The 26,826-nt window shown below is 61.0% G+C and carries 25 protein-coding genes and 1 pseudogene; 15 read left to right on the top strand and 11 right to left on the bottom strand.

The window, feature by feature from the left end; translation table 11 throughout:
• Window positions 1–16 precede the first annotated feature (16 nt).
• From IVB42_RS37165 to IVB42_RS37155, 3 genes and pseudogenes are all read left to right on the top strand, one after another.
• Window positions 17–280, top strand: coding sequence for a GlsB/YeaQ/YmgE family stress response membrane protein (locus IVB42_RS37165; protein WP_018459399.1), 264 nt, complete (start codon window positions 17–19; stop codon window positions 278–280).
• A gap of 64 nt (window positions 281–344) precedes the next feature.
• A complete protein-coding gene (locus IVB42_RS37160) occupies window positions 345–683 on the top strand; it encodes a hypothetical protein (protein WP_085395844.1) in 339 nt (112 codons plus the stop codon).
• 237 nt (window positions 684–920) lie between these two features.
• Window positions 921–1,094 (top strand): annotated as a pseudogene (locus IVB42_RS37155) (DNA ligase); the annotation flags it as partial.
• Between the two features lie 31 nt (window positions 1,095–1,125).
• Here the strand turns inward: IVB42_RS37155 and IVB42_RS37150 are convergent.
• Complete coding sequence (locus IVB42_RS37150; RefSeq protein WP_247472063.1) at window positions 1,126–1,950, bottom strand: ribonuclease HII; 825 nt, start codon at window positions 1,948–1,950, stop codon at window positions 1,126–1,128.
• Between the two features lie 260 nt (window positions 1,951–2,210).
• Here IVB42_RS37150 and IVB42_RS37145 point away from each other — a divergent pair, with 260 nt between their 5' ends.
• Both IVB42_RS37145 and IVB42_RS37140 read left to right on the top strand, forming a co-directional pair.
• Window positions 2,211–3,314 carry a DNA topoisomerase IB gene (locus tag IVB42_RS37145; protein ID WP_085395841.1) on the top strand — a complete coding sequence of 368 codons (1,104 nt, stop codon included), beginning with the start codon at window positions 2,211–2,213 and terminating at the stop codon, window positions 3,312–3,314.
• 38 nt (window positions 3,315–3,352) lie between these two features.
• Window positions 3,353–3,490, top strand: coding sequence for a hypothetical protein (locus IVB42_RS37140; protein WP_018459404.1), 138 nt, complete (start codon window positions 3,353–3,355; stop codon window positions 3,488–3,490).
• Between the two features lie 177 nt (window positions 3,491–3,667).
• Here IVB42_RS37140 and IVB42_RS37135 read toward each other — a convergent pair whose 3' ends face one another.
• Genes IVB42_RS37135 through IVB42_RS37115 form a run of 5 tightly spaced genes read right to left on the bottom strand, consistent with a single transcriptional unit; the run spans window position 3,668 to window position 8,610 of the window.
• Window positions 3,668–4,507, bottom strand: coding sequence for an endonuclease/exonuclease/phosphatase family protein (locus IVB42_RS37135; protein WP_085395840.1), 840 nt, complete (start codon window positions 4,505–4,507; stop codon window positions 3,668–3,670).
• On the bottom strand, window positions 4,507–5,316 hold the full coding sequence (locus IVB42_RS37130) for a carbohydrate ABC transporter permease (RefSeq protein ID WP_085352716.1): 810 nt from the start codon (window positions 5,314–5,316) through the stop codon (window positions 4,507–4,509). Before IVB42_RS37130 ends, IVB42_RS37135 begins: the two co-directional genes overlap by 1 nt.
• A complete protein-coding gene (locus IVB42_RS37125; protein WP_085352715.1) occupies window positions 5,313–6,233 on the bottom strand; it encodes a sugar ABC transporter permease in 921 nt (306 codons plus the stop codon). Before IVB42_RS37125 ends, IVB42_RS37130 begins: the two co-directional genes overlap by 4 nt.
• 45 nt (window positions 6,234–6,278) lie before the next feature.
• Window positions 6,279–7,532, bottom strand: coding sequence for an ABC transporter substrate-binding protein (locus tag IVB42_RS37120; RefSeq protein ID WP_085395994.1), 1,254 nt, complete (start codon window positions 7,530–7,532; stop codon window positions 6,279–6,281).
• Between the two features lie 58 nt (window positions 7,533–7,590).
• Window positions 7,591–8,610 carry an ABC transporter ATP-binding protein gene (locus tag IVB42_RS37115; protein ID WP_018459409.1) on the bottom strand — a complete coding sequence of 340 codons (1,020 nt, stop codon included), beginning with the start codon at window positions 8,608–8,610 and terminating at the stop codon, window positions 7,591–7,593.
• A gap of 232 nt (window positions 8,611–8,842) precedes the next feature.
• Here IVB42_RS37115 and IVB42_RS37110 point away from each other — a divergent pair, with 232 nt between their 5' ends.
• Complete coding sequence (locus IVB42_RS37110) at window positions 8,843–9,646, top strand: DeoR/GlpR family DNA-binding transcription regulator (RefSeq protein WP_018459410.1); 804 nt, start codon at window positions 8,843–8,845, stop codon at window positions 9,644–9,646.
• 189 nt (window positions 9,647–9,835) lie between these two features.
• Here the strand turns inward: IVB42_RS37110 and IVB42_RS37105 are convergent, their stop codons facing one another.
• Window positions 9,836–10,861 carry an aldo/keto reductase gene (locus tag IVB42_RS37105; protein WP_018459411.1) on the bottom strand — a complete coding sequence of 342 codons (1,026 nt, stop codon included), beginning with the start codon at window positions 10,859–10,861 and terminating at the stop codon, window positions 9,836–9,838.
• Between the two features lie 199 nt (window positions 10,862–11,060).
• On the opposite strand from IVB42_RS37105, the gene IVB42_RS37100 reads away from it, so the two are divergent.
• Window positions 11,061–11,960: an SMP-30/gluconolactonase/LRE family protein gene (locus IVB42_RS37100; protein ID WP_247395880.1), complete on the top strand. Its 900-nt coding sequence runs from the start codon at window positions 11,061–11,063 to the stop codon at window positions 11,958–11,960.
• A 244-nt stretch (window positions 11,961–12,204) separates the two neighbouring features.
• Here the strand turns inward: IVB42_RS37100 and IVB42_RS37095 are convergent, their stop codons facing one another.
• From IVB42_RS37095 to IVB42_RS37080, 4 genes are all read right to left on the bottom strand, one after another.
• Entirely contained in the window at window positions 12,205–13,164 is a 960-nt protein-coding gene (locus IVB42_RS37095; protein WP_018459505.1) for an ABC transporter permease, read from the bottom strand.
• The gene (locus IVB42_RS37090; RefSeq protein WP_247395882.1) at window positions 13,161–14,273 is read right to left on the bottom strand and encodes an ABC transporter permease; all 1,113 of its coding nucleotides are present in this window, start codon (window positions 14,271–14,273) and stop codon (window positions 13,161–13,163) included. The genes IVB42_RS37095 and IVB42_RS37090 overlap by 4 nt, the downstream gene beginning before the upstream one ends.
• A complete protein-coding gene (locus IVB42_RS37085) occupies window positions 14,266–15,807 on the bottom strand; it encodes a sugar ABC transporter ATP-binding protein (protein WP_018459503.1) in 1,542 nt (513 codons plus the stop codon). The genes IVB42_RS37090 and IVB42_RS37085 overlap by 8 nt, the downstream gene beginning before the upstream one ends.
• A 66-nt stretch (window positions 15,808–15,873) precedes the next feature.
• The gene (locus IVB42_RS37080) at window positions 15,874–17,004 is read right to left on the bottom strand and encodes a sugar ABC transporter substrate-binding protein (RefSeq protein ID WP_018459502.1); all 1,131 of its coding nucleotides are present in this window, start codon (window positions 17,002–17,004) and stop codon (window positions 15,874–15,876) included.
• A gap of 688 nt (window positions 17,005–17,692) precedes the next feature.
• Between IVB42_RS37080 and IVB42_RS37075 the strand changes: the two genes are divergently transcribed.
• The 8 genes from IVB42_RS37075 (at window position 17,693) to IVB42_RS37040 (ending at window position 25,346) form a co-directional block, all read left to right on the top strand.
• Window positions 17,693–18,694 carry an autoinducer 2 ABC transporter substrate-binding protein gene (locus IVB42_RS37075; RefSeq protein WP_007608730.1) on the top strand — a complete coding sequence of 334 codons (1,002 nt, stop codon included), beginning with the start codon at window positions 17,693–17,695 and terminating at the stop codon, window positions 18,692–18,694.
• Window positions 18,695–18,796: 102 nt separating this feature from the next.
• Window positions 18,797–20,281: a sugar ABC transporter ATP-binding protein gene (locus tag IVB42_RS37070; RefSeq protein ID WP_026233826.1), complete on the top strand. Its 1,485-nt coding sequence runs from the start codon at window positions 18,797–18,799 to the stop codon at window positions 20,279–20,281.
• Entirely contained in the window at window positions 20,274–21,278 is a 1,005-nt protein-coding gene (locus tag IVB42_RS37065; RefSeq protein WP_018459499.1) for an ABC transporter permease, read from the top strand. Before IVB42_RS37070 ends, IVB42_RS37065 begins: the two co-directional genes overlap by 8 nt.
• Window positions 21,275–22,282: an ABC transporter permease gene (locus IVB42_RS37060; protein ID WP_018459498.1), complete on the top strand. Its 1,008-nt coding sequence runs from the start codon at window positions 21,275–21,277 to the stop codon at window positions 22,280–22,282. Before IVB42_RS37065 ends, IVB42_RS37060 begins: the two co-directional genes overlap by 4 nt.
• Before the next feature lie 6 nt (window positions 22,283–22,288).
• Window positions 22,289–23,707 carry an FGGY-family carbohydrate kinase gene (locus IVB42_RS37055; protein ID WP_026233825.1) on the top strand — a complete coding sequence of 473 codons (1,419 nt, stop codon included), beginning with the start codon at window positions 22,289–22,291 and terminating at the stop codon, window positions 23,705–23,707.
• Window positions 23,704–24,417, top strand: a complete 714-nt coding sequence (locus IVB42_RS37050; protein WP_247395887.1) for a class II aldolase/adducin family protein — start codon at window positions 23,704–23,706, stop codon at window positions 24,415–24,417. Before IVB42_RS37055 ends, IVB42_RS37050 begins: the two co-directional genes overlap by 4 nt.
• A 420-nt stretch (window positions 24,418–24,837) precedes the next feature.
• Entirely contained in the window at window positions 24,838–24,993 is a 156-nt protein-coding gene (locus IVB42_RS37045) for a carbohydrate porin (RefSeq protein WP_247369116.1), read from the top strand.
• A gap of 173 nt (window positions 24,994–25,166) precedes the next feature.
• The gene (locus IVB42_RS37040) at window positions 25,167–25,346 is read left to right on the top strand and encodes a hypothetical protein (protein WP_143275436.1); all 180 of its coding nucleotides are present in this window, start codon (window positions 25,167–25,169) and stop codon (window positions 25,344–25,346) included.
• The last annotated feature ends 1,480 nt before the right edge of the window (window positions 25,347–26,826 follow it).

Here is a 26,826-nt window from a genome sequence, read left to right as displayed (position 1 = left end):
CGATCGAGGGAGAGACATGAGCATCATCTGGACGATCATCATCGGTTTCATCGCAGGCGTCATCGCGAAGTTCATCATGCCCGGCGACAACGAGCCCTCGGGTTTCATCCTGACCACCATCCTGGGAATAGTGGGCGCGTTCGTAGCGACCTATCTTGGCCAATCTCTCGGCTGGTACCGGCCAGGAGAAGGCGCAGGACTAGTGGGGGCAGTGGTAGGCGCCATCATCGTGCTTTTCGTCTACGGTTTTGTAGCCGGTCGCAGCCGTCGGGCGATCTAACCACAGTGAACGGAATTCTGCGCGTAAGCGGAGAATTCGCCCGGTGTGAAAGGCGATCGGCAAGATGAAATGGATGCTCGTTGTCCTGGTAGGAGGCATGACCCCGGTCAACACCGACCTGGTTTTCGACAAGTTCGCCGATTGCCTTGCCGCCGAGGAGCAGATGCGAAAGCACTATACGGACGCTTTCGAGGCCTGGGACCGATGGGCCGCGGCCAATATCGAGCGACGACGCGAATACTCAAAGGTCCGCGACCTCCAGGCCAAACGCCTGCTCAGCAACATCGGTACGTGCGTCCCTCATGCGGGTGGCGACCCCGCGGCGCTTCAGCAGCAGAGCACTCCGACACCTCCTCAAACTCCTCAAGCCGGACCTATGCCTCAGCCAAGTCCGAAAACGTGACGTCTGAACGTTTCGAACAGGCGCAGCCGCAAACGAATGTTGCAGCTGCGCATTCATCGCCCCTGCCTTCATTGTTCTCGCCCGCGCTGACCTTTGGCCTGCTGACGATTATAGGTGCACGCCTAAATGTCGCCCTGACGGACCTGCGGGCAGAGATGTCGGCCGAACTATAGCGCAAGCACCGGCTCAAGGCCCTCCTGCCGCGCCACAAGCTGATCGCGTTCAGCAAGCACCGCAGCCAAAGTAAAGGATGAGCGGGTCACGACCTGGGTGCATCCTTCGTAGGTCGCGGAAGTGAAATTAGCGGAGTGGACCAGCAAGGGCGAGCTGCGCCAGCCGGTCTATCTCGGCCTGAGGTCGGACAAATTGGCCGAGGACGTCGTTCGCGAAAAGAAATGGCCGCGAAAATAGTACGCCGAGACGAAACGTGGACCCCAGGAGTTCAACCAGCGGTGCGCTCGGATGCCGAAGGCCACGGCGGCAGGGGCGGCAGTCCGAGGGCCTTGCGTACAGGTCCGGACGACCTCCGGTGAGCTGCGCATGCACCAAGCCTGGCGAGCGCCTCATAATGAGCCGGCACCGGGTAGCCCTTGTGATCCGCGAACCCGTAGCCGGGGTGACGCACGTCGAGCGTCCGCATGACCATATCGCGCTCGACTTTCGCGAGGATGGAGGCGGCCGCAATGCTGGCGGACTTGGCGTCACCTTTAATGATGGACTGCTGAGGGATCTCGATTTCCTTCAACCGCTTCGCGTCGATCAGCAAGTGCTGCGGCGCCAACCCTAGGCCCCGGACCGCACGCTGCATCGCCTGGATGCCTGCCCAATAGATGTTGATCGCGTCGATCTCCTCGACCTCGACGAATGCTACACACCAACTCTCTGCCTTCTCCTTGATTTCCCTCGCGAGTTCTTCGCGAGCGGCGGCATCGAGTTTTTTCGAGTCGTCGATTCCGATTATCCGCGTGCCGGGCTTCAGGATCACGGCGCCAGCAGAGACTGGCCCGGCGAGAGGGCTCATTCCCGCCTCGTCCACGCCTGCCACGGCATGATGGCCGCTTTCCCAGAGAGAGGTCTCGAAGCGGAGCATCTTTCGCAGGCGCTGCCCCTCGGACCTATTTTCGGAGCGCCGTTTATCGATTGAGGCCAGGATGGCACGGGCTCCCGCGCGGGCGTCGGCCCGCAAGATCTGCTCGATGCTGGCTTCGAGCGGTCTTTTCTCGACGACATAGCGCCGACGCAATACATCGAGTGAATACTGGGACATGGCGGCCTTCCTGAAGATTGACTGTGGGAAGCGTGTCGGTGAAATTTGTGGCGATTGTCTGAAGCTAGACCATGCCGTCATCGACTGCGCAGCGCCTTGTCGAAAGAACCGGACCGGCTCTCCATCTGAGGTCCCGCTATTCTGGAGGGCCACTGATCCACACCTCGCGTCCACCGACCTCCGAGCGGAACCAACCGGTGTCTTCATCCCTTTAGAAAGAGTGGAGCCTCGATCCCAGGGTGCTTCCGAGGGACCGGCCCATGCTCCGACAAACCAGCAACGAAGAAGAGGTTCTGGACCGCACCGCCGAGGTCGCGGCCACCATCGCGGAAGAAGGCCTCCGGTATGTCAGCGACTCCGCGCCGGGGTACACGCGCAAGCGGACTGGAACCACTTTCAGCTACTACGACAAGGACGGCAAGCGAATCACCGATGCCGCCGTCATCCGACGCATCAAAGCAATCGGCATCCCGCCGGCCTACGAATCCGTGTGGATCTGCCCGTCTTCGAACGGCCACATCCAGGCAACCGGGCTCGATGCGCGGGGCCGCAAGCAGTACCGCTACCACGCAAAATGGCGCGAGTTGCGCGACCAGAACAAGTACGAGCACATCATCCAGTTCGCGACCGCGCTGCCAGCGCTGCGGGAGCGGGTCGCCGCCGACATGAAGCGGGACGGACTGCCCCGCGAGAAGGTGCTGGCCACGATCGTCAGTCTTCTGGAGAAGACGTTGATCCGGGTGGGCAATGCCGAGTATGCCGAGCAAAACAAGTCCTACGGGCTCACCACCATGCGCCGCAAGCACGTCGCGGTCGGGCGCGGCGTCCTTCGGTTCGACTTCACGGGCAAGTCGGGCAAACAGTGGAAGCTTCGCGTCGAGGACAAGCGGATAGTCGCGATCGTGAAGCGCTGCGCGGAGATCCCGGGACATGAGCTCTTCAAGTACCTGGACGAGGACGGACAGCCCCGCACCGTCGATTCCGGCGACGTCAACGCCTACATCAAGGACATCACGGGCGAGGACTTCAGCGCCAAGGATTTTCGAACTTGGGCGGGGACGGTTCTGGCGGCGTTGGCGCTTGCCGAATTCAAGAAGTACGACAGCCAGGCCGAGGCCAAGCGCAACGTCGTCGCCGCGATCGAAAGCGTCTCGAAGCAGCTCGGCAACACACCGGCGATCTGCCGCAAGTGCTACGTGCACCCGGAAGTCCTGAACGCCTACATGTCTGGTGACCTCGTGAAGATGATTGATGCCAAGATCGCGCAGAAGTTCAAGCGCCAGTACGCCAAGCTCACTCCCGACGAGATCGTGGTGCTGGCATTTCTCCGCAAGCGTCTCAATTCTCTGAAGGCGCCCGCCTAGCCTCGCGTACCAGTCTCCGGACGCCCGCGTCCTCCTCGATGCTTGCGCGCACGCCTCGGCAGGTGCCGGAAGCTGTCGAAGGCGAACAGAAGCTGGCCGGCGTGCTTGTTATTGTCGGCTTGCTTGCCGCCTTCGCGCTTTCGGCCAAACGTAAAAGGGCATTGGACGCCTTCTGAATCAATCACGTGTTGGCCCACCTGCCAGAGTGCATAAATTCAGGCGCGGCTTTGGGGTCAGCCGCCGTCGCGTTCATCGTGGCGTGTTTGACCGAGTTCAGACGTATCGCGATGTAGACCGAGGAAGCCCCCCTTGCAACGACAACTTTTTAGTAGCTCCTCTATTCCTCTATTCCTCTATTCCGAAACTTCGATTGCAATGGGTTGGTGATCGGATGCATCCGTCGCTTCGTTGACCTCGATGCTGCGAACGTAGCCGGTCAAATCTTCCGTCACGAAAATGAAGTCGCGGCAGTCGGGCCCCTCGGCCCACTGCGCGCGGTCGTAGATTCCGCAAGTCGGCGCACGCGCGCGGCCGGGACGATCGGCGGTCCATGCATCCCGATACGCCAGACGAGGCCGGCCAGATCGGGCAATCAATGCGTGCTGAGGGTCGGCAACATCAAAATTGAAATCACCACACAGCAGGCTCGACGCCGCGACGGTCTGACTTTCATACGGCTCATCGTGCCGGGAGCCGGCCTGCTTCGGACTCATTGACGCGTCCTCCTGCAAATCCAGCAGGCGAGCGATCTGTGCCTCGCGCTGGCCGGCCGAATGGAACTCGAGATGCGTGTTGACGACGCGGACCACGCCAAACGAGGCCTGAACCGTCACCTCCAGGGCGTGACGGCGCATGCTCCGCACCGCGGCTGCGGCGGGCCATGGCAGCAGATGGTTTGCAATCTGCAGCACCGGCAACCTCGACAGCGTCATGTTACCGAAGCGATGGAGGTTGCCATCAGGATCGACAGTTTCGATCGCGGGCCGGAATATTGCGGAGTAGCCGGGCAAAAGGGCTGCCAGCTGTTCGCTCTGATCCGCTCCATCACCAAATCTCGAGAAGTTCGCGCTCACCTCCTGGAAGCAGAACACGTCCGCATCGAGCGTCTGTCGAGCGACGGCAACGATCCTTGCCAGATCGGTCACGCCGTCGCAGCCCTTTCCGCACTGTATGTTCCAGGTGAGAAGTCTCATTAACGGATGCCTGCACGCATGAATGACTGGACGAACTGACGCTGGAACAGCAGAAACGCGATCAGCAGCGGCGCCATCGTCATCACGGTTGCCGCCGTGATCACTGACCAATCCACGCCGGTCTCAGGCGCGCCGAACACGGCAAGCCCCACGGTGAGCGGCCGCGCTTCCACCGAATTCGTGACGATCAACGGCCACAGGAAATTGTTCCAGTGATAGCTGACGGAGACGAGGCCAAAGGCGACATAGGTCGGGCGAGCCAGCGGGACATAGACCCGCCACAGGATTCCGAGCGGACCCGCTCCCTCGACCCGCGCGGCTTCGACCAACTCCTGGGGCACCCCCTTGAAGGTCTGCCGCAGCAGGAAGATGCCGAAGGCGCTCGCGAGATAGGGCAGCGCGATCGCAGGGATCGTATCGAGCAATCCCAGCTTGGCGATCGCGCGGTAGTTCTCGACGATCAGGACGTCGGGCATGATCATCAGCTGGAGCAGAACGAGGGCGAAAGCGATGCCGCTGCCCCTGAACCTGAAGCGCGCAAAGGCATAGGCGGCCAGCGTCGACAGGATGAGCTGACCAACCAGGATCAGCGTCACCAGCACCACCGTGTTGAGATAGTACCGAGCGAACGGCGCCTGGTTCCAGGCCCGGGCAAAATTCTCCAGCGTCCAGGGCGCGGACAGGCTGAACGACGTGGCGTAAGCGGCCGGATGCAGCGCGCTCCAAAAGGCATAGGCCAATGGGGCAAGCCAGATCAAAGCCAGGAGCCATGCTGCGACGGCCTCAATGGGGCGTGTCCGGCCTCTCATTGATAGTGGATCCTGCGATCGAGATAACCGAACTTGATCAGCGCAACCGAGCTCAGCAGCATCAGAAGCACAACCGTCAGCGTTGCCGCGTAAGAGGAATCTTGGAAGGTGAAGGCAACCTCATAAATGTAGTAGAGCAGCAGCGTGCTGGCGTTGTTCGGACCGCCCTTGGTCATGATGACCAGATGGTCCACCAACTTGAAGGAGTTGATGACTGCGTTGATCGCCACGAACAACGTGGTCGGCATCAGCAATGGGAACGTGATCCGGCGGAACGTGTACCACCGGCTCGCGCCTTCGATGGACGCGGCCTCTTCGAGGTCCGGCGAGAGCTGCTGCAGCGCCGCCAGGTAGAAGATCATGAAGAAGCCGGCCTCCTTCCAGATCACCATCACGATCAGACAGCTCATCACCGTCGAGGGATCGCCCAGCCAGTTCCAGCCACCGAGACCGAAAAGGCCGCGCAACTGATCCAGCAACCCGTAATCCGGCGTGTAGAAGAACAGCCAGATATTGGCGACGGCGATCATCGGCAGCACGGTCGGCGTGAAATAGGCCAGTCGCAGAAAGCCGCGGCCGCGTATGTTGCGATTGACCCAGATCGCCATCACCAGGGCCAGGGCAATCGAGGTCGGGATCGTGCCGAGCGCGAACCAGAAATTATTGACCAGCGCCTTCCAGAAGATCGGATCGGCCGCCATGGACCGATAGCTGTCAAGCCCGACGAAGGCCTCCGTGCCATTGCGGCGCGTGACGAACAGCGAATGCCGGATCGTCGCCAGAATCGGAAAGTGCGTGAATGCGAGTAGCAGGACGGCCGCCGGCAGCAGCAGCAGCCAGGCATTCACGGTGTTCCACCACGCTTGCGATCGGGCACGGCGCGGGGCTATTGGCGATGAGACCATGGAGTCGGACATCTGTGAGCCGGCGGGATGGCGGTGGCGCGCCATCCCGCCACGTCCCTATTTGTAGGCGCGCAAGACGCGGTCGGACTGCTGTTGCGCGGCGGCCAGCGCCTCCTGCGGCTTCTGCGCGCCCGTGATCGCGGCCTGCACGGCATCTCCGACGAACTTGTAGATGCGGCCGTTCTCATGAACGGAGAGCTCCGGCACCGCATGCTCCAGCTGATCGCGCGCAACTGTGGCCTGCGGGAAGGCCTTTGCGTAGGCCTCCATCGTCGGCGTCTTGTAGGCGGCCGGCGACACTGCCACGTAGCCGGTCTTCATGCTCCATTCGGCCGCGCGATCCGGAGCCGTGATCCATTGAATGAACTTGACGGCCGCCTTCTGCTGTTCGGGAGACGCACTCTTGAAGATGTAGAAATTGCCGCCGCCGGTCGGTGATCCGCGCCGCTCCCTGGCCGGCAGCATGGCCACACCGAACTGGAATTTCGCGGCGTCCTTGACCGCCGTCAGATTGCCAGTGGTGTGCCACATCATCGCCGTCTTGCCTTCGAGGAAATCGTTGCGCAGCGTCGCCCAATCGATGCTGCCGGCCGGGGCGACGTTGTGCTTGCGCGACAGGTCGACCCAGTACTCGAGGGCAGCGACCGTCTTCGGAGCGGTCAGATAGACCTCGTTGCCGGGCTCGTTCATCATCTTCTGCCCGTTCTCGATCGCCAGCGCCTGCAGCATCCAGTAGGCATATCCGGTCGAGGGAATTTCGATGCCCCAGCGCGTCGTGTTGCCGCCATCCTTCTTGACCAGCTTCTTCGACATCTCGACCATTTCGTCCCAGGACGCCGGCGCCTTCTCGGGATCAAGGCCCGCCTCCTTGAAGGCGTCCTTGTTCCAGTACAGCACGATGGTCGAACGCTGGAACGGCACGCTCCAGGTCTTGCCGTCGATCTGCCCGTTCGCCATGAACGCCGGATAGAACTCCTTGAACCAGGCCTTGTCGCCGACGAGATCGTCAAACGGCACGATCGCGTTCTCGTCCATCAGCGTGAACACGTCGGTCGACAGCAACACCGACAGTTGCGGCGGCTGCCCGCCCTTCATGGCGGTCATCGCCTTGGTCATCGTATCCGTGTAGTTGCCGGCATAGACCGCCGTCATCTTGATGTCAGGATTGTCCTTCTCGAAGCGCGAGACCATGTCGTCGATGATCTTGGTGACGGGACCGCCGACCGCGACCGGATAGTACATGGTCAGATCCACCGCGGCAGCCGGGCGTGCAGCCATCGAGAGTACGGCAAACGCCGCTGCCATCAACATCGTTCGTCGCGCAAACATGGGACAATCTCCTTCGTTACTGCGTTTGAAACAGCCGCTGCTATCGACCGGATATCGCCCGCTGGCCCTCTGTGACGATGGTCTCCAAGCGAGTTTCCAAACTTGAATCGAACCGATGCTCGAGCCCGGGTTCCCACGCGATCCGGACATCCTCGCCTGGCCGAACCTTGCTGAAACCTTCGAGCCGCACCGAGATGGGCTGACCATCGACCTCGCACAGAACGATGCTGTCGGCCCCAAGATGCTCGATCGCCCTGACGCGCGCAAAACGGTCCCCGCCCGACACGATGCGGATATGCTCCGGCCGGATGCCGATGAGATGATCACCCTGGCGCAACAGGTTCATCGGCGGCGTGCCGATGAACCGCGCCGTGAATGCCGTCGCCGGCCGGTTATATAGCTCCTCTGGTGTGCCATTCTGCTCGATACGACCATCGCGCATCAGCACGACGCGATCCGCCATCGTCATGGCTTCGGTCTGATCGTGGGTCACGTAGACCATCGTCATTCCGAGCCGCTGTTGCAGGGCGCGGATCTCCGTCCGCATCTCATGCCGCAGCTTGGCGTCCAGATTTGAAAGCGGCTCGTCCATGAGGCAGACCCGCGCTTCCGCAATGATGGCTCGTCCCAGTGCAACCCGCTGGCGCTGGCCGCCAGATAGCTGCGACGGCTTGCGTTCAAGCAGATGCGCAAGGCCAACAATCTCGGCCACACGCCGGAGCCGCTCGTCTCGTTCCGCGCGCGACACGCGACGCACACGCAGTCCGAAGACGATGTTCTCGGCTACGCTCAAATGCGGAAACAGCGCATAGGACTGGAAGACCATGGAGATATTCCGCTGCGCCGGGGTCAGATGGGTCACGTCGACGCCGCCGATGGCGATCGTACCGGCATCAGCATCCTCAAGGCCGGCGATCAGCCGCAGCGTGGTCGACTTACCGCAGCCGGACGGTCCCAGCAGCACAAGCAGCGAGCCCTCGTTCGCCGTCAGACTGACGTCATCGACGGCGCGCATCGCGCCCCAGAACTTGGAGACATGACTCAGCGTGATCGCTGACATGGCCTGTTCGCTCTCACCGTGATGCAGCTACGCCGCTGGCGACGGCTCGCTGCAACGGACCAATGCAACGCCGCTCACCGCAGACAGACCGGTCCATGCGCCCTCCCTCGTGCCACGCGCATTCGTCGGCGTAGCCACTACGATGTTCATTTGAACATAGCGTAGCACCATATGAAACAGAAAATTGCGTCCTTGGAGTTCAAATGATACTTTCGTTGAGAACGGAGGGCCTATGCTCAGGACCGCCACGACCCGTCAGACCTACATACTAGAGATCGTGCGCGAACAAGGCTTCGCCTCCATCGAGCAGCTCGCGGTGCGTTTCGACGTCACTCAGCAGACCATTCGCCGCCTCGTGAATGCACTCTGCGACCAGGGCCTGCTCCGGCGGGTGCATGGCGGGGTCGGCCTCCCGGTCCAGAACCAGAACCTCGCCTATGGCAGCAGGCACAGGTTGAACGCCAGCGCGAAACGGCGGATCGCGCACGCAACCGCCAACCTCATCCCTGACGGGACGTCACTGATGATCGGACTTGGCACGACGCCCGAATACGTCGCGCAGGCGCTCTCCCGCCGTCGGGATCTGCGGGTGATCACCAACAGCCTGAACGTGGCCGCAGCATTCGCGCACAATCCGGACGTGGAGATCAGCATCGCGGGCGGCACGCTGCGGCAACTCGATCGCGATATCATTGGCGAGTCGGCTGCGCGCTTCTTCGCGGGTTTCCGCGCCGACTTTGGTATATTCGGTGTCGGGGGGATTGATGAGGACGGCACGCTGCTCGATTTCCATGCCGATGAAGTCAAGGCGCGTCAATCCATTGTGGCCAATTCGCGAACGTCCGTGCTAGTGGCCGACATCACCAAGTTCGGTCGCAATGCGACGGTCCGGGGCGGCCATCTCGACGACTGCCACCATCTCGTCATCGATGATCGATTGCCTGGATCGTTTAAGCCAATCGCGGACAGGTATGGCGGTCTGATCCACACGGCCCGCGACGCCCGCGCAGATTTCGAACGCCTTGGCCATACCTAGCGGACAACATAGACTCCCTTGCTCAGATCGATCGCGGACTTCAACGCACGGCCGACAATCCGCGCCGCAATCGGCACTGAGCCAGTCCCACGTGCCGCGCACCTACGGGGGCGAGCTCGAGCGGTGGGGAGCTGTTTTCCCGGTGATCCGAGCCCTCGGCTTGAACCAATTCAAGCGTGTTCATCCGGTCTACCTCGGAACAGGCGCTTCCGATTCCAGCAGGGACGCGGCCTTGAGATCGCTCCAGAGCGCGCCCGGCACTGTGGTGGTCAGCGCTGCCACATTGCGCTCGACCTCCTGCGCATTATGCGCCCCGAGAACCACGCTCGCGACCGCGGGATGACCCAGCGCAAAATGTAGAGCGGCCGTCGGCAGCGCTACGTCATGAGCTGCGCAGATACGCTGGATCTCAGCAACCTTCGAAAGGATCTGCGGCGGTGCGTCTTGATAATTGTACTTGGCGCCCTTGATGGCGCCCGTCGCCAGAATCCCCGAATTGAACACGCCGCCAAGCAGCACCGCGATGCCCTGCTTCAGCGCCAGCGGCATGAACTCCTCGAGTGCTGGCTGCTCCAGCAGCGAATAACGCCCGGCGAGCAGCATCACCTCGAAGGACCCGGCCTGCGCAAAGCGCACGCACATCTCCGCCTCGTTGACGCCGATCCCGATGCCCGCGACCACACCTTCGGAACGAAGTTTGTCCAGCGCTACATAGGCCCCGGACATCGCTTCGCGAAACCGATCCTCGATCGCGTCCTTACCGTGGGTCCACACATCGACATCATGGATCAGCAACAGGTCGATCCGGTCGGTGCCAAGCCGCAACAGCGACTGCTCGACCGAGCGCATGGTGCCATCATAGGAATAGTCGACGACGGCTCGGTGCGGCTGTCCACCAATAAATCCGGACCGAGTCTCCGGCTGGTGAAACGGATCCATCCAGCGACCAGTTTTTGTGCAAAGCACCACATCCTTGCGCGGCACGCGCCGGAGCGCCGTTCCGCAGCGATGCTCCGACAGGCCGTTGCCATAGTGCGGCGATGTATCGAGCAGATTGATGCCGAGCTCGAAGGCACGGCTCGCTGCGGCAATTGCAGTGTGGTCGTCGAGCTCGAGAAAGAGATCGCCGAGCGGTGCGGTTCCGAACCCGAGGATGGAAACTTCGAGACCGGTCCGGCCAAGTGTGCGGCGCGGCAAAGCCGATTGCGAAACCATGGTGGATTGCTCTTCGTTCTCCGCGCCTCGATCCGCGCTAGTCTCATTGCAGCGACGCGCAGCGTATGTATTTGCCGTCAGGTGTCAACGCGAGGATTACGGGTCTCGTACAAGACTATTCCGCTCATACATTCGGGTTGCTAAGAAAAGCGGAACCGGCACGCGGGCACTTCACGGCCTGCGGCAACGAGGAGGAACGATGCTCCCCTATGTTACGCACGACGCACGCTTTGCTCGCCTGGTCTTTGGTCACGCCAATCTCGAAAAACTCACCAGCGGCTGCCGCTGGGCCGAAGGACCCGCTTACTTTCCGGCCGCCCGCTATTTGATCTGGTCCGACATTCCGAACAACCGGATGATGCGCTTCGACGAGACGGATTCATCGGTGTCGGTGTTCCGCTCGCCGAGCTTCAACTCGAACGGCAACACGACCGATCACGAGGGGCGGCTCGTCACTTGCGAGCACTTCATGCGCCGCGTCACCCGGACCGAGCATGACGGCTCCATCACGGTGCTTGCCGAGCAGTTCGAAGGGCGTCGGCTGAACTCGCCCAACGATGTCGTGGTGAAATCGGACGGCTCGATCTGGTTTTCGGATCCGACATACGGCATCGACAGCGATTACGAGGGCCAGCAGACCAAATCCGAGATTGGCGCCTCCCACGTGTATCGGATCGATCCAGCGGGCGGCGAGATCAGCCTCGTCGTCTCTGACCGCGTGCAGCCGAACGGGCTGGCGTTCTCGCCAGACGAGAAGCTGCTTTATGTCGCCGATACCGGCGCGACCCACGTCGACGGGCTGCCCGCGACGATCTGGTCCTACAAGGTCCAGGGAAACAAGGTCGCTGAGCCCTCGCTGTTTTCCACCTGCCCCGACGGCCTCTACGACGGATTTCGCTGCGACATCCATGGCAACGTTTGGACGTCGGCGGGACGGAGCGTGTTCTGCTACGCAGCCGACGGGACACATATCGGCACCATTCCCATCGGCGAGATCGTGGCGAATGTCTGTTTCGGCGGTCCGCAGCGCAACCGTCTCTACATTTGCGGACAGACATCGCTGTATTCGATCTTCCTCAATACGCGCGCGGCCGTGTAAGGGAAAAGGCGGCGCGGGGCGGCGTGCGGCGCCATCCTCAGCCGTTCTGACCGCGCTTTCGCCGGCCGTCGGTGCCCTCGTCGCCCTGCAGATCGGATTCAAGTTCCTCGATAGCGCGCGATCCGAACTTGCCGGTCTCTGAGCTCGCGGATACTGTGTCGAGCAAGGCAGTTCGTTTCGCTAAAATTTTGATTTACGATGATTTCCAATTTGTAAAGAAGGCGGGCCACCTTAGGCTGGCCATCTAGCTCGTGACGCGTTCGCCCCGCCCGTAGACGAGCAGCATGAAGATGATAACGAGACCATAGATCACTTGGCGGCCCGCCTCCGGCATCTCCATGATCGACAATACACTGTTCAGGAGCACGATCAGGACGACGCCGATCAGCGTGCCGAGATAGCGGCCGCGGCCGCCGAGGATGTTGGTGCCTCCAATCACGACGGCGGCGATCGAGGGCAGCAGATAGGCGTCTCCCATGCCTTGGTAGGCCTTGGTGGAATAGCCGGCGAGCAGCACGCCCGCGAGCGCGGCAGCAAGGCCGCAGAGGACGAAGCAGACCACCGTGACGCGGCGCGTGTTGACGCCGGCGAGATAGGCCGCCGCCTCCTTGTTGCCGATGGCGTAGATGTAGCGGCCGAGCGACATGCGCTGCAGGATCACGACCACCAGCACGGACACCCCGGCCCAGACGAACAGCGCGTTGGGAATGCCGAGCGTACGATCGCCCGCCAGCATCCGCATCAGGTCGGTCGCCCCGGTCTGAGGTGCGTAGCCGCCAGTATGCGCGACCATCAGGCCGCGCATCACGGCATTCACGCCCAGCGTAAAGATCATCGAGGGGACCCGCAGATACGCGACCCCGACGCCGTTGACGAGCCCGACCAGAACGCCGACCCCGAGCCCGACCGGAATTGCGAGAGGACCGCCGACCGAGGTCGCCATCATGGCCGCGGCCGCGAGCGTCCAGGGCACCGACAGATCAATCTGCGCTATCAGGATCACGATCATCATGCCGGCCGAGACGATCCCGAGGAACGCACCGATCTGCAATTGCTGCAGAAGATAGGCCGGAGACAACAGGGGAGCGCTGCCGAAACGGGCGAATGTGTAAACCGTACCCGCGACGAGAATGACGACGATGAACACCGCCGCAATCAGGATCGGGCGATCGTCGCGCGAGAGGCTGAATGAGGCCGCCGTCATCGAAACAGCTCCAACGTGTTCTTGACGCGCAGCATACCCAACGCGCCGATGCTGACGGCAGCGAGCAGGATCACGCCCTCGAACAGCGGCTGCAGAAGAGGGGCAATGTCGAAGATGCGGAAGAAGAAGGAAATCACGCGCAAGACCATAGCGCCGAAGATCGACCCGATCGCACTGCCGGTTCCGCCAAGCAGCGAAGTGCCGCCGATCACCACGGAGGCGATCGAGTTGAGCGTATAGGCGCCGGCCTGCGGAATGTCCGCATTCCCAGACGAAGTCTGGATAGCAAGGAAGAGACCGCCGCAGCCGGCGAAGAAGCCCGCGAGCGTGAAGGGGGCGATCTTGGCGCGCTCGATCGGAAGGCCGGACATATAAGCTGCGCCCTCGGCCGAGCCGATCGCATAGACGGCGCGGCCGAGAACGGAGCGGCGGAACGGCACCCATACCAGCAGCGGAATGAGAACGAGAAGCACGAAGGGGACCGGGATCCAGGCGAACGGCGCAAACCAGGCAGCCGCGCCATCGTCGAAGATGTGCACGGTCGAGGCGAAATCGCCGAGCGAGTTAGTCAGCGCCCAGTTCAGATCAACATCGATCTTGCCGCCCGGGGTCGGACGCAGGAAAAGCGCGATGCCGATGTAGACCGCGCCGGTCGCAAGCGTCGCGATGATCGGCTGGATGCGCCCATAGACGACGACGCAACCATTGATAAAGCCGGCAGCCGCGCCGATCACAAGGCACACGGCGATCCCGAGCAGAATGCCGCTCACGCCGCCCGGAAAGGTGCCGAGGCCGAGATGCACGCCGAACAGGTCGAGATGCAGCGGCGCACCACCTGCCGCGCCGGTCAGGAGGTAGCTTGCAAAGCAGCCGACCATGGTCATGACCGCTCCGACGGAGAGATCAAGGCCCGACATTAAGACCGGCACTGTCTGCGCCATCGCCAGCATGGCGAGCGCAAAGATTTCGTCGCCATTCTGCACCAGCACGGCGGAGGAGAAGCCGCGGGGATGCGCGGCGTTGTAGAAAATGTAGAGAGCACAGAACAACAGGATGGCGGTGACCAGACCAATGTTCTGGCGGATCCTGATCGCGAGATCGTCAAGCATGCGCCGCCCTCGCTGCGGTATCGGTGTCGACATTCAGGGAGCTTGCGACAATGTTGGTCTCGGTGAGGTCGTCGCCCTCGAGCTCGCGCACGATGCGGCCGTCATACATGATGACGACGCGGTCGCAGCAGCCGATCAGCTCGTCATAGTCGGTTGAGTAGAACAGGATTGCGGCGCCCTGGTCGGCGAGTTCGCGCATCAGCCGGTAGAGCTCCTGCTTGGTGCCTACGTCGATTCCGCGCGTGGGATCGTTGAGCAGGATGATGCGCGGATCGGTCATCAGCCATTTGGCGAGCACGACCTTCTGCTGGTTTCCGCCCGACAGCGTCGAGACCGCATCACTCGCGGCGTCCAACTTGATCTGCAGCCTCGCGATGGCTCGCTGGATCGCGGTGCGTTCCTTCCCGGTATCGATGAATGGGCCAGTCGAAAGCGCGTCGAGCGATGCGATCGCAAGATTGTCTGCGATCGACATCGGCAGCATCAGTCCTTCGGTCTTGCGGTCCTCAGGCACGAGTGCGATGCCGACCGATTTTGCCGCCGCCGGGGAGCCGGGACGTACCTCGCGATCTGCCACCGTGAGGCGACCAGTGACACCGCGCAAAACACCGAACAGCGCAAGCAACAGGGATTTCTGGCCCTGCCCGTCGAGACCGCCGAGCCCGACGATCTCGCCGGCGCCGATGCTCAGTGAAATGCGATCGAGCTGCCTCTCCCAGCACAGGTTCTCGAGCGCCAGCACCGGCTTCGCGGCATTTCGCGCCGGCTTGGGCGGATACTGGGCCGCGATGTCACGCCCAATCATGAGCTGGATGATATCGGCGGTCGAACGCCTCCCCTTGTCGAAGGTCTCGATATGGCGGCCGTTGCGAAACACCGAGGCCCGGTCGGCGAGCGCCTCGACCTCGTGCATGCGGTGCGAGATGTACAGGATTGCGACGCCCTCGGCCTTGAGCCGCGCCAGCATCGCATAAACCTTCTCCACATCGGCGCTCGTCAGTGCCGATGTCGCCTCGTCGAGGATCAGCAACTGCGGCCGCTTGCCGAGCGCCTTCGCGATCTCGACCACCTGGCGCCTCGATAGGGGCAGATCGCGCACGCGCCTCAGGGGGTTGACGTCCTCACAGCCGATCTCGGACAAAAGCTCTTCGGCGCGGCGGCGCTGCGCCTTCGCATCGATCAGGCCGAACCGCCGCGGCGGGGATGCAATGGAGATGTTGTCCGCGACCGAGAGGTCGGGCATCAGCGATAGTTCCTGAAAGATGCAGACGACACCGGCCGCATTCGCCGCCGACGGCGTGGCGAAGCTGACCTCGCTCCCCGCGAGGCGCATGCGACCGCTGTCGGGCTGCACCACACCGGCAATGATCTTGATCAGGGTCGACTTGCCGGCGCCGTTCTCGCCCAGCACGGCATGAATCTTGCCGCGTTCGCAGGCGAAGTCGACGCCTTCAAGCGCGCGAACGCCGGCATAGCGCTTGGAGATGCCGGCAAGCTCCAGGAAGGCGGATTGCGTCGGATCGGCAGCCGGCATGGCCGGGCCTTCACGCAACGACGGCCCGGCGAATGCCGGGCCGTGACAGAGACATCGCTGGAGCCGTCACTGGGTGTTCTTCTCGCTCTGCGACATGATCTCCGGTGCAGTGAAGTTCACGCCGCACGGTGTGAACTGGTTCGGCGCAAAGAAGTTGGCATTGAGCTCGGGCCAGTAATTCGTGCCCGGCTTGAGATCCTTGTAGGTCGCCACTGGAATCGGGATCGAGATCAGCTGCGGCATAATGTTGCCCTGCAGCGCCGAGATCGCCGCCTTGGTCGCGATCGCCACCAGCGCCGGCGACTGGCCGTAGGACATTCCCTTTAGTCCGTCCTTGGCGTGATCGGCAATCTGTTTGCGGTACTCGTTTTCGCCCTCGCCCGACATCGGCACAAAGGGATGCTTGGCAGCCATCAGTGCCTGCACGGTGCCGTCGGATCCGCCTTGGGTGAATACTCCGTCGAAATGACCATGCACAGCTAACGCATCTGCAGTCACCTTCTGCGAGGTGCCGGTGTCCCAGTTACCAACCACCTCGGTGATTTTGAAGCTGTTGCCGGGCGATTCTATTACCTCGCGGAAACCGAGATGACGGTCGCGGTCAACGGAGTTTCCCGGGAGGCCACGGACTTCGAGGATGTCGCCGGATTTCTTGCCGCTCTCGTCGATCAGCCATTTGGCCGACATGCGGCCCATTTCCTTCTGGTCCTCGTTGACCATCATCACCTTGTCGGTGTCGAGGACGTTGTCGAACGGCACCACCACGACGTTGTTCTTGTCGGCAAGACGGATGATGCGATCAAAACCGTCGGGAGCTACCGCAATGGTAACGATTGCGTCGAAGCCTTGGTTGATGAAATCCTCCATCGCGCCAAGTTGCGCCGCGACATCGGTCCCGGTGGAAACAACCTTGAACTCCTTGATGTTCTCCTTGATACCCGGCTGATCGGCGAAAGCCTTGGCAGTCTTCACCATCTGGATGCGCCAGGTGTTGCCGACAAAACCGTTGACCAGCGCGATTCTGTAGGGGCCCGCCTTCTTGGGCCACTGAAAGAATTTGGTCTCGGACGACCACGGCTTGAAGCAGGCGGGGTCGGCGCCGGGACCGGAGACGACCTTTGGACCTGCCAGAGCACTCACCGATGACAACAGCAAGCCGGCGCAAGCCAGCCCCGCCAGACGAAGCGTCCACACCATGTCGTGTCTCCCTGAGCGTTTGTGTTCCACCCTAACGCGGCGCGTAGCCATGCCGGGAATTGACTTTCCCATGCGCGTGTCGGGCTAGGATGGCACGCAGCTTGCGATGCTGACAAGCCGAGGGCGGACGCTCCGGCGCGAGACACGATCTGAACGCACGGCCAAACCGACGGCAATTGTGGAAGCAGAAAACGTAACAATGACAGTCGGGTGTTCGTGGGCGGCAAGGGATTGTGCAACGGCGAAGCTGGCGATGGCCGGGCTTTCATGGTGGCATCCACGCGCGTGACGAAAAAAATGACACTCAGGGAAAAGTGTGAATCGCTACGCGAAGCCGAACGAAGCCCGCTTGCGGAAGCCGGGTTTTGAAAACCAGAGGCTGGGACTACTTGCTTTCGTCCGGCGGCCTGGCGCTCCTCCGCTAAGATAATGGCTGTAGCAACGCCGATCGCTCGCAGCTCCTCACTCAGCAGCTCGACGGCGAGATCAGGTATCGCACCGCGACGGTGGCTGGCGAACATGTCACTTGCTTGACACGTTCTGAAGCGCCGGTCTCTAATGTCCTTCAAGGTCCTGCGGTTGGACAGGCAACACTTTCTGCCCCCAAGCAAGAACAGGCTCGACTGCCCCACCCAGCGACTGTCAGGTCAAGGGTGCGGAATCCAAGATCGTTTCCTGGGAGGGAACAATGGACAGACGCCAGACGCTCAAGCTGATCGGTGGTACGGCCGCGTTGGCCGGTGCCGGTTTTCCGGGCTTTGCCTTTGCGCAAGCCCAAAAGGAAATGGTCACGGTCGTGAAGATCGCGGGAATTCCGTGGTTCAACGCACTTGAAAAGGGAATCCAGAAGGGTGCGAAGGATTTCAGCATTAATGCCACTATGGTTGGCCCGGCGAACGTCGATCCGGCACAGCAAGTAAAGCTGCTTGAGGATCTGATTGCCAAGAAGGTCAACGTGATCGGCTTGGTGCCGCTTGATGTAAAAGTCTGCGAGCCCGTACTGAAGCGCGCCCAGGCCGCCGGAATCAAGGTCATCACGCATGAGGGTCCGGAACAGGAAGGCCGTGACTGGAATGTGGAATTGATCGACTCCGTTCGGTTCGGCGAGGTGCAGATGGAACGTCTCGCCAAGGACATGGGCGGCGAAGGTGATTATGTGGTTTATGTCGGGACTCTTACGACGCCACTTCACAACAAATGGGCCGATGCCGCGATTGCCTACCAGCAGAAAAATTTTCCAAAAATGAAGCTCGTCGCCGACCGCTTCCCTGGCGCCGACGAGATCGACACCAGCCAGCGCACGACGCTTGACGTGATCAAGGCCTATCCCAACCTGCGTGGTATTCTCGGCTTCGGTTCGAACGGACCAATCGGGGCCGGAAATGCTGTGCGTCAGCAACGTCTTGGCAAGAAGATCGCCGTTGTCGGCACCGTGCTGCCAAGCCAGGCGAAGTCGCTTATCGCGGATGATACGATCCGCGAGGGTTTTCTGTGGAATCCCACCGATGCGGGTTACGCGATGGTCGCGGTGGCCAAACTCGTGCTCGATGGCAAGCCGATCACGGATGGCGTCGATGTACCCGGCCTTGGCAAGGCAGCCGTCGACGTTGCAGGAAAGCAGATCAAGGTGGACAAGATCATGCGCATCAACAAGGAAACCATCGACGGTCTGATCGCCGGAGGGCTCTAGGCCGGACCGGTTTAGTCGCCTCGTCGCGCTGCATTCCCGGCCCTTCCGGTCGGGAATGCGGGACCACTCGAGTGATCGCACGACTCCATTGCAGGCGAACCTTTGGTGACTTTCCTGGAAATGTCCGGCATATCGAAGCGCTTCGGCGGCGTGCACGCGCTCCGCGACGTCGATCTCACTCTGGAAGTCGGCGAGGTGCATTGCCTGGTCGGTGAAAACGGCTCCGGCAAGTCCACCCTGATCAAGATCATTTCGGGCGTCGAGGCAGCGGAGCCTGGCGGCCGTATCGCAATTTCCGGCAAGGAATATCCTAAACTGAACCCGGTCTACTCCACGCATTGCGGCATTCAGGTTATCTACCAGGATCTTTCGCTATTCCCCAACCTCACCGTCGCCGAGAATATCGCGATGGCGCACCATCTTGGCGGCCTCCATTCGGTGAACTGGGCCTCAATGCGCGCCACCGCGAAGGCCACAATGGCAAAGATCGGCGTTGCGTTCGACCCGGACGCGAAAGTGTCAGAGCTCAGCATTGCCGGACGCCAGCTGGTCGCGATCTGCCGCGCCTTGGCTGCGGATGCCAAACTCCTGATTATGGATGAGCCGACGGCATCGTTGACCCGCCACGAGGTGAACGCCCTGATCGCGCTCGTAAGCGAGCTGAAGCGTGCCGGCATCTGCGTCGTTTTCGTCAGCCACCGTCTCGATGAGGTGCTTGAAATCGCCCAGCGCGTAACGGTGCTGCGGGATGGCGCCAAAGTCGGTACTTTTGCCGCAGACACAATCGATGGGCGGAAACTCAGCCAGCTGATGACTGGCAAGTCCTTCGAGTATCAGATACAGGCGCCTGAGCTTGCCGCTGGCCCGGTTGTGCTGGAAGTTAAGGGCCTGGGCCGCGAGGGCGAGTATGAGGATGTAAGCTTGCAGTTGCGCGCGGGCGAAGTAGTGGGTCTCACCGGTCTGCTCGGCTCAGGGCGAACCGAATTGGCGCTATCCCTGTTCGGCATGAAGCCGCCCGATCGCGGCACTATCGCACTTGACGGGCGGCCCATCGCCCTCCGTACAAATGCAGAGGCGATCGATCGAGGGATCGCCTACGTATCCGAAGATAGGCTTACGCTTGGTCTCATCCTGAATCAGTCCGTCACGGCGAACGTCACGCTTACGGTGCTGGATCGTCTGGCTGGCGCGTTCGGCCTGATTGCCGCACGCGCGCGACAGACCCATGTCGCTCGGTGGGTTGCTGAACTCGGGATCAAGGTCTCCAATCCCGCCAACCCGGTGAAGACGCTCTCCGGGGGCAACCAGCAGCGGGTCGTGCTCGCCAAATGGATGGCGACCAATCCGCGGGTGCTTATCCTCGATAGCCCCACGGTGGGCGTCGACATCAGCGCCAAGGACGGCATTTACGAAATCATCCGGCGGTTGGCCCGCGACGGCGTCGCGGTCTTGATGATATCGGACGAAATCCCCGAGGTCCTTTATCATAGTCATCGCGTCTTGGTGATGCGGGAAGGTCGTTTGACAACCGACGTGCCTGCCGCAGCCACTTCCGAAGATGCGCTTCGGCAGGCCGTCAATGCCTGAATCGCACATGGCATCATTCGGCAGGTTTCGTCGCAGCCATGAGTTCTGGCTGCTGATAGTGATCCTTGGGCTCTGCGCCAGCTTGGGCTTCGCGAACGCCCAATTCCTGACCATGCAGAATCTGTTTGATCTGCTGACCTCCTATGCATTTGTCGGCATCCTAGCGCTCGGGCTGCTGGTCGTCCTGATCGCCGGCGGAATCGACATCTCATTCACCGCGACCGCGTCGGTGGCGCAATATGTCACACTTTCGCTTGCCAATGCTTACGGGGCGAACTGGATCGGCGTCTTCGCCATCGCGATTGGAATTGGCGGTGCGCTCGGTGCCCTCAACGCGATTTTCATCCAGAAACTTCGAATACCATCGATCATCGTTTCGGTCGCGACGCTGAACATCTTCTATGGGCTTCTGATCTTCTTCACCGGCGGCAAATACATCTATTCGTTGCCCGACTGGTTTGCGACCGGAATATTCTGGTTCGAGTTCGAATGGGGCAAGGATAGCTCGTACGGTGTCAATCTGCAGATCCTCGCGCTCGTGCTGGCATTTCTCGTCACCTGGCTCCTGCTTAACCGAACCAATATCGGCCGGCAAATCTATGCCATGGGAGGCAATACCGACGCCGCACAGCGGCTCGGCTTCCACATTTTCGGCCTCAATATACTGGTCTATTGCTACATGGGTGTCATGGCCGGAATCGCCTCTCTGATTCAGGCACAACTCGCGCAGTCCGTTGCCCCGACGGTGCTGGTGGGCAAGGAACTCGATGTGGTCGCTGCCGTCGTGCTCGGCGGCGCCAGCCTGATGGGCGGCGTCGGCACGGTCTTCGGCACGTTTTTGGGCCTGACACTGCTCGCGGTACTCCAAAATGGAATCATTTTGCTGGGCGTTTCGTCCTACTGGTCGCCGTTCTTCGTCGGCTTGGTTATTCTCATTTCGGTCTCTGCGACCGCCTGGTCGCAGCGCGAGCGGCGAACCCGGAGCGCGCCGCGATGAGCAACGCCCCTGCCCTCTCGCTTCGCCGGCGCATGGTCGGTCTCGCCAGCAGCGGCACAGTCGCCACCCTCATCCTGCTGTTGTTCGCACTCTGGGTCGTGTTCGCGATCACGATCGGCGATCGGTTCTTCTCGGTCAACACGCTGCAATCCATGGCTTTCCAGATGCCCGAACTTGGCATCCTCTCACTGGCGATGATGCTGGCCCTGCTATCTGGTGGACTCAACCTTTCCATCATCGCAACCGCCAATCTGTCCGGACTGACCATCGCCTTCCTGCTGACGCGCTACATCCCGGGGAGCCAGGGCCTTGCCTGGGTCGGCATTCAGGTCTTTGCGATCGCTGCAGGATTTGCAGTGGCTGCATTGGTCGGCCTCCTCAATGGTTTTGTCATCGCCTATCTCGGCGTTTCGCCGATCCTGGCCACGCTCGGCACGATGACGCTCTGCAAGGGTCTCGCGATCGGCCTGTCGCGCGGTAACGTCATCTCCGGATTCCCGGAGCCGATTGTGTTTATCGGCAACGGAACGGTTTTCGGGGTACCCTTTGCTCTGATCGTACTTGCGTTCTGCGCCTTGCCCGTCGCGCTCATGCTGAACGCGACGCCGTTCGGTGCAAAGGTTTACATGATCGGCTCGAACGAGAAGGCGACCCGTTACTCCGGCGTCAATACCCGCGCCGTCCTCCTCAAACTCTATGTATTTTCCAGCTTGCTCGCGGGCGTGGCGGCTGTCGTCATGTTGGCACGTTTCAATTCGGCCAACGCGGCATACGGCGAGAGCTATCTGCTGGTCACCATTCTCGCGGCCGTGCTCGGCGGCATCGATCCGTTTGGCGGCTTCGGCAAAGTCGGCGGGCTATTGCTTGCGTTGATCATCCTTCAGGTGATCTCCTCGGCATTCAACCTTCTGAACCTCAGCCAATTCCTCACGCTAGCGATCTGGGGTGGAATCTTGATTGCCGTCGCGGCGGTTCCTCATGTCGCCGGCAAAGCGCCGCGGTAGCCGGCGATGATGCGCTCGATCGTCTCGAACCCTATTGCAGTTCTCGACATCGGCAAGACCAATCTCAAACTGGTCGTGGCGAGCGACGACGGCTGGCCGCTCGAAACACATGGGCTTCCAAATGTGCCTATGGCTCAGGGGTCGTACCTCGCCTATGACCTTGCCGGGTTAGAAGAGTGGTTTCTCGATACCCTTGCCGACGTGTCTCAACGCCATGCCATTGGCGCCGTGATCGTGGCTGCGCATGGATGCGGCGCGGTTCTCGTCGACGGTGATACGCCAGTGCTGCCGATGATGGACTATGATGCCGTCTCTCCGCCCGCAATCGATGAAGCATATGCCCGGATCGCGCCTGGTTACGATGAGGTGTTTTGCGGAATCGGAGGGGCGATGCGGCTCGGAAAACAGCTGCTTTGGCAGGAAAGCGCGTATCCCGTCGAATTCGCTCGCGCAAAAGCCTATCTGACCACCGCGCAGTTTTTCGCCCTGCGGCTTGGTGGACGTGCGGCCAGCGAAATCTCGCAGCTCGCGGCTCAGAGCCATATCTGGGACCTCATCCACCGTCAGCCTTCTTCTCTTATGCGTAAGCGCGGTTGGAGCCATCTGTTGCCCGAATGCGTACCCGCCGGTGAGGTGCTAGGGACGGTTTCGGAATCTGTAACCAGGCGCACTGGCCTGGCGCAATCGACCGAGATCCTCTGCGGCGTGCATGATTCCAACGCCAACCTGTTTCGCTACAAGGCCGCCGGCATGGCCGATGCCTCGATCCTATCGACCGGTACTTGGATGATCGGCTTTCAGCGCGGCCTCCCCCTGGACAAACTCGATTGCGCGCGCGCGATGGTTCTCAATATCGATGTCGATGGGGAGAATGCACCTTCGACGTTGATCGCGGCCGGCCGCGAATACGACCTCATCCGCGGGGAACATTTTACTTCTGATGCAGCCGTCCTTGCCGCATTGCCCACCCTGCTGTCGAGAGGAACCCTGGCGCTCCCCTCATTCGTCGGCGATGATGGATTGTTTCCGGGCGCTGCTCGCCGCGGACGGGTCATCGGGCCGCCCCCCGAAACGCCTGCCGAATGGCAGGCATTGGCGGTGCTCTACGCAGCGTTCAGCGCAAACCGCTGCCTTGATGCGCTCGAGAGCTCAAAACGCATAGTCATCGATGGTGGCTTTGCCGCAAACCTGCCCTTCGCCCGTTGTCTTGCGACTTTGCGATCCTCGCAGAGTGTCTGGGTGAGTCGATCTCCCGACGGAACGGCGCTTGGCGCTGCGCTGCTGTGGCGGCGATTCTCGCGTACGCTGCCGGTTTCAAGCGTGATCCTTGAAGCCGTCACATCACTCAGCAACGATAGGTTCGAACCGCGCGACCTTTCCACCGCTTACCAGTCCTGGATCGCTTTCTCGGAGCCCGCTTCATGACAGACCGTAATCATGCCGATCTCCGCCAAGGCATTGTCGATACCTGCAGGGAGATGAATCGAAACGGTCTCAATCAGGGCACATCCGGCAATCTTTCGCACCGGATTCCAAACGGCATGCTAATCACGCCTACCAGTCTGCCCTATGATCGGATGCAGCCAGAGGACATTGTCGCGATGGATTTTGCCGCGAACTACCAGGGCAACCATCGGCCTTCATCCGAATGGCGCTTTCATCGCGATATTCTGCGAGCACGCGAAGACGTCAACGTCGTGCTGCATACGCATTCCACCTTCAGCACGATTCTCGCCGTTCACGAACGTGATATTCCCTGCTTCCACTATATGGTCGCAGTTGCGGGTGGCAACGATGTCCGGTGTACGCCATATGCTTGTTTCGGCACGCAGGCACTATCGGACTACGCCCTCAAGGCCCTCGAAGATCGCGACGCTTGCCTCCTTGGCCATCATGGCTTGATCGTGACGGCCCAGACCTTTGAAAAGGCGCTTTGGCTCGCCTTGGAGGTGGAGACGCTGGCGAAGATGTATGTCCATGCGTTGGCTATCGGCGAGCCGCCGCGCCTCAGCGACGCTGAAATGGCGCAGGTACATGAGCAGATGAAACGCATGGGATACGGCCAGGCGCCTGACCTTGACGATGTCGGCGATGTTCCGCGCGCCTTACTGAACTCGAAACGGACAGCACATTGATGGTGGATTTCACGGACAGCTGCCACCGAGTTCGGTCAGCACCGGCCCACGCGAATGTTGCAACAGTCGCAAAGGTGTCAACGGACGTTGGCTAGGGTGCTTTCAAGCTGAGAGTGGCGGAAGAGTGAGGCCGCCCACCACCGATTCTACACGCAAGCAAGAGCAACGGGCTTTGGACTCAAAGCACAGCAGGCCACCTGGATCTCCGGAGAGAGCAATGGCGATGAGCGAAAGAGGTTACCGTAAATCATAAACCAGCGTCTACGTTTGAAGAAACGTTAGCAGCTTTGAGCAGCTTTCGCGAGAACTGTAGTCGCACGACTCCACCGTCCTCAAGAAATATGAGGCAGCGACGACTGCGCATCGACATATTCGGCAGAGTTTCCGGCGCCCCTGCCGACCGCAACCTGATCGACCTTTATGCCGACGCCGGCCTGGAGTTCATCAGCGACAAAACGTCCCGATGACAAGCTTGGGATCGCGTTTGGTTATGCGCATATCTCGAAACGCGCCCAGCAGCTCGACAGCGATTACCGAACTTTCGTGGCATCCACTGACTACAACGCGCGTTCGTAATCCGGAAACTACGCGGGGCATGTCCTGGCCGCTAAGATCGCCCCGTGTTTTTCCTGTGGAATGGGTCCATGTCGGGCGGAGGGGCCCATTCTATGTCGCCGAAGGCTTTTCTCGCAGCCGGACTCGTTTTCCGGTAAGCCTGAACGAGATCACTTTTTCTGGCGCTAGTTTTCTTGCTGGTCTACTTCAAGGCCATGAACTCGCTGCTCGACCTGTCACGCTTGGTCCAGGTCGTCGCGCCGCCCATCCTGGTCTTGGTCTGCGACCGCTTCTTCACCGCGCCTTTGCGCGTTGTCGCCGACCGGTTTGTCGGCAGCCACGGAGTCATCCTCCTATGTTGGTGTGGTGATTGATCACTGGAATGATGGTAACTTGCCGGCTGGCCTCGTCCTCAATTGCGATGCGGCGCGGGTCGTGCACGCGGGGGGCAGACGCAATCTCGCTGGCGGTGGTCCTGGCTTTGGCCAGGGCATCTTCATCGTCACGGCAGTCCAATCCCGATGGATCCTTCAATGCCGTCCCGTCCGGCCGCCAACCCAGCACGCTTCAGCTTGACGAGCTGCTGAAACCTCTGCTGGCGGCGTGGAATGAGCAGCGCTCCACGCTGCGTAGTCCGAAATAACCGACCCCCAAACGGATCCGCTGTCTTAAGCATGACGAACGCCCGGGCCTTCGTTTTCTATTGCGCGCAATGAAGGCTCACTAGCTCACGTTAGCAACGGGTCACAAGCCGCCGACCTGGCCCCTGGCTGCAAACTTCCGGTCTGCCCTTGTGAGCCGACATGCAGCGACACCGCGTAAGGAAGCGATGGGCCAAAAGCTGGCCTCGCGCCAATTGCTCAATTTCTCCGAATTGGTCGAATGAATCTCTAGCGAGGCGAGGCTAATTGCGAGAATGGTAGTTAACCCGGGAACGAACGATGAGATGGCTCAGGTGGCAGCTCGCACGCAGTGACGTCTTCGTCGTCCTCTTTGCCGTTGTTCTGATATGTGTCTGTGCTGTCGTTCTTGTTCGATATCCGTCCGTTCATCAGGCATCTGGCTTCGGCCCAGATTGGGATTGCAAGAGCGTCCCCAACAGTGAGCCAGTTTGCATCAAGAAAACTAGCCATTAGCTTGACGACTGCTGTGGGTCACCGCAATCACCCCGAAGCAACTCATGGCTAAAAGGAGGACATTCCCGGCGATGTCGAGCACAACGTTTATCCCGTGCTGTGGCATGGAGTGGGTCCCCAGCACGTGTTCGTAAAGACGAACGCTCGAAGCTTTTGCAATGGGTCAAAATGCGAAGAACTCAAGTTGAACAACCTGGTCTGCTGTGGCGCGATGAGCGGACCTCCTCCGAACGAGGCGCAACTTGATGGGCCACAAGGGGGTGCAGTCCACTCCCCTCAGGTGCGCGGACCCGGCGCTCCAGGTCATCAGTAGGCAGGGTGGCAATGTTGAGCAGCCTGTGTCGGAGATTTAGTTCGCACTCAGGGACGAGTGCGCGACGTTCCGTGGCTAACTGACGACTTTGAGCGATGGTTTCGTTGGCTCGCTCGAGCCGGCGGCGTGTCTCGGCGCTGAATTCTTCGGCCATTTTGCGCTCCTAACATGCAGGCGGGAGCGCGGAATTGTCTCTCAGCCACCGGCGCCTACGGTTAGACCCTCGGCCGGCGATGCGTATCAACGTGCGGAGCCGCCCCTCACATTGCTGGCGGTTCCCTGGCTCTCGTCCAAGGCGCGGTAAGCCAGCGCTTGGAGAGGTTTTAGGAGGAAGCCCACCATCCGTCGGGGAATGGCTCCAGCAAAGTCCGATTGACTTGGTTGTCGTTGTCAGGGGCTGATAGC

Source organism: Bradyrhizobium sp. 45, from assembly GCF_023073155.1.
Taxonomy (GTDB): domain Bacteria; phylum Pseudomonadota; class Alphaproteobacteria; order Rhizobiales; family Xanthobacteraceae; genus Bradyrhizobium; species Bradyrhizobium canariense_D.
Note: the sequence above shows the minus strand (reverse complement) of the source record. Positions and strands in the feature narration are given on the sequence as shown.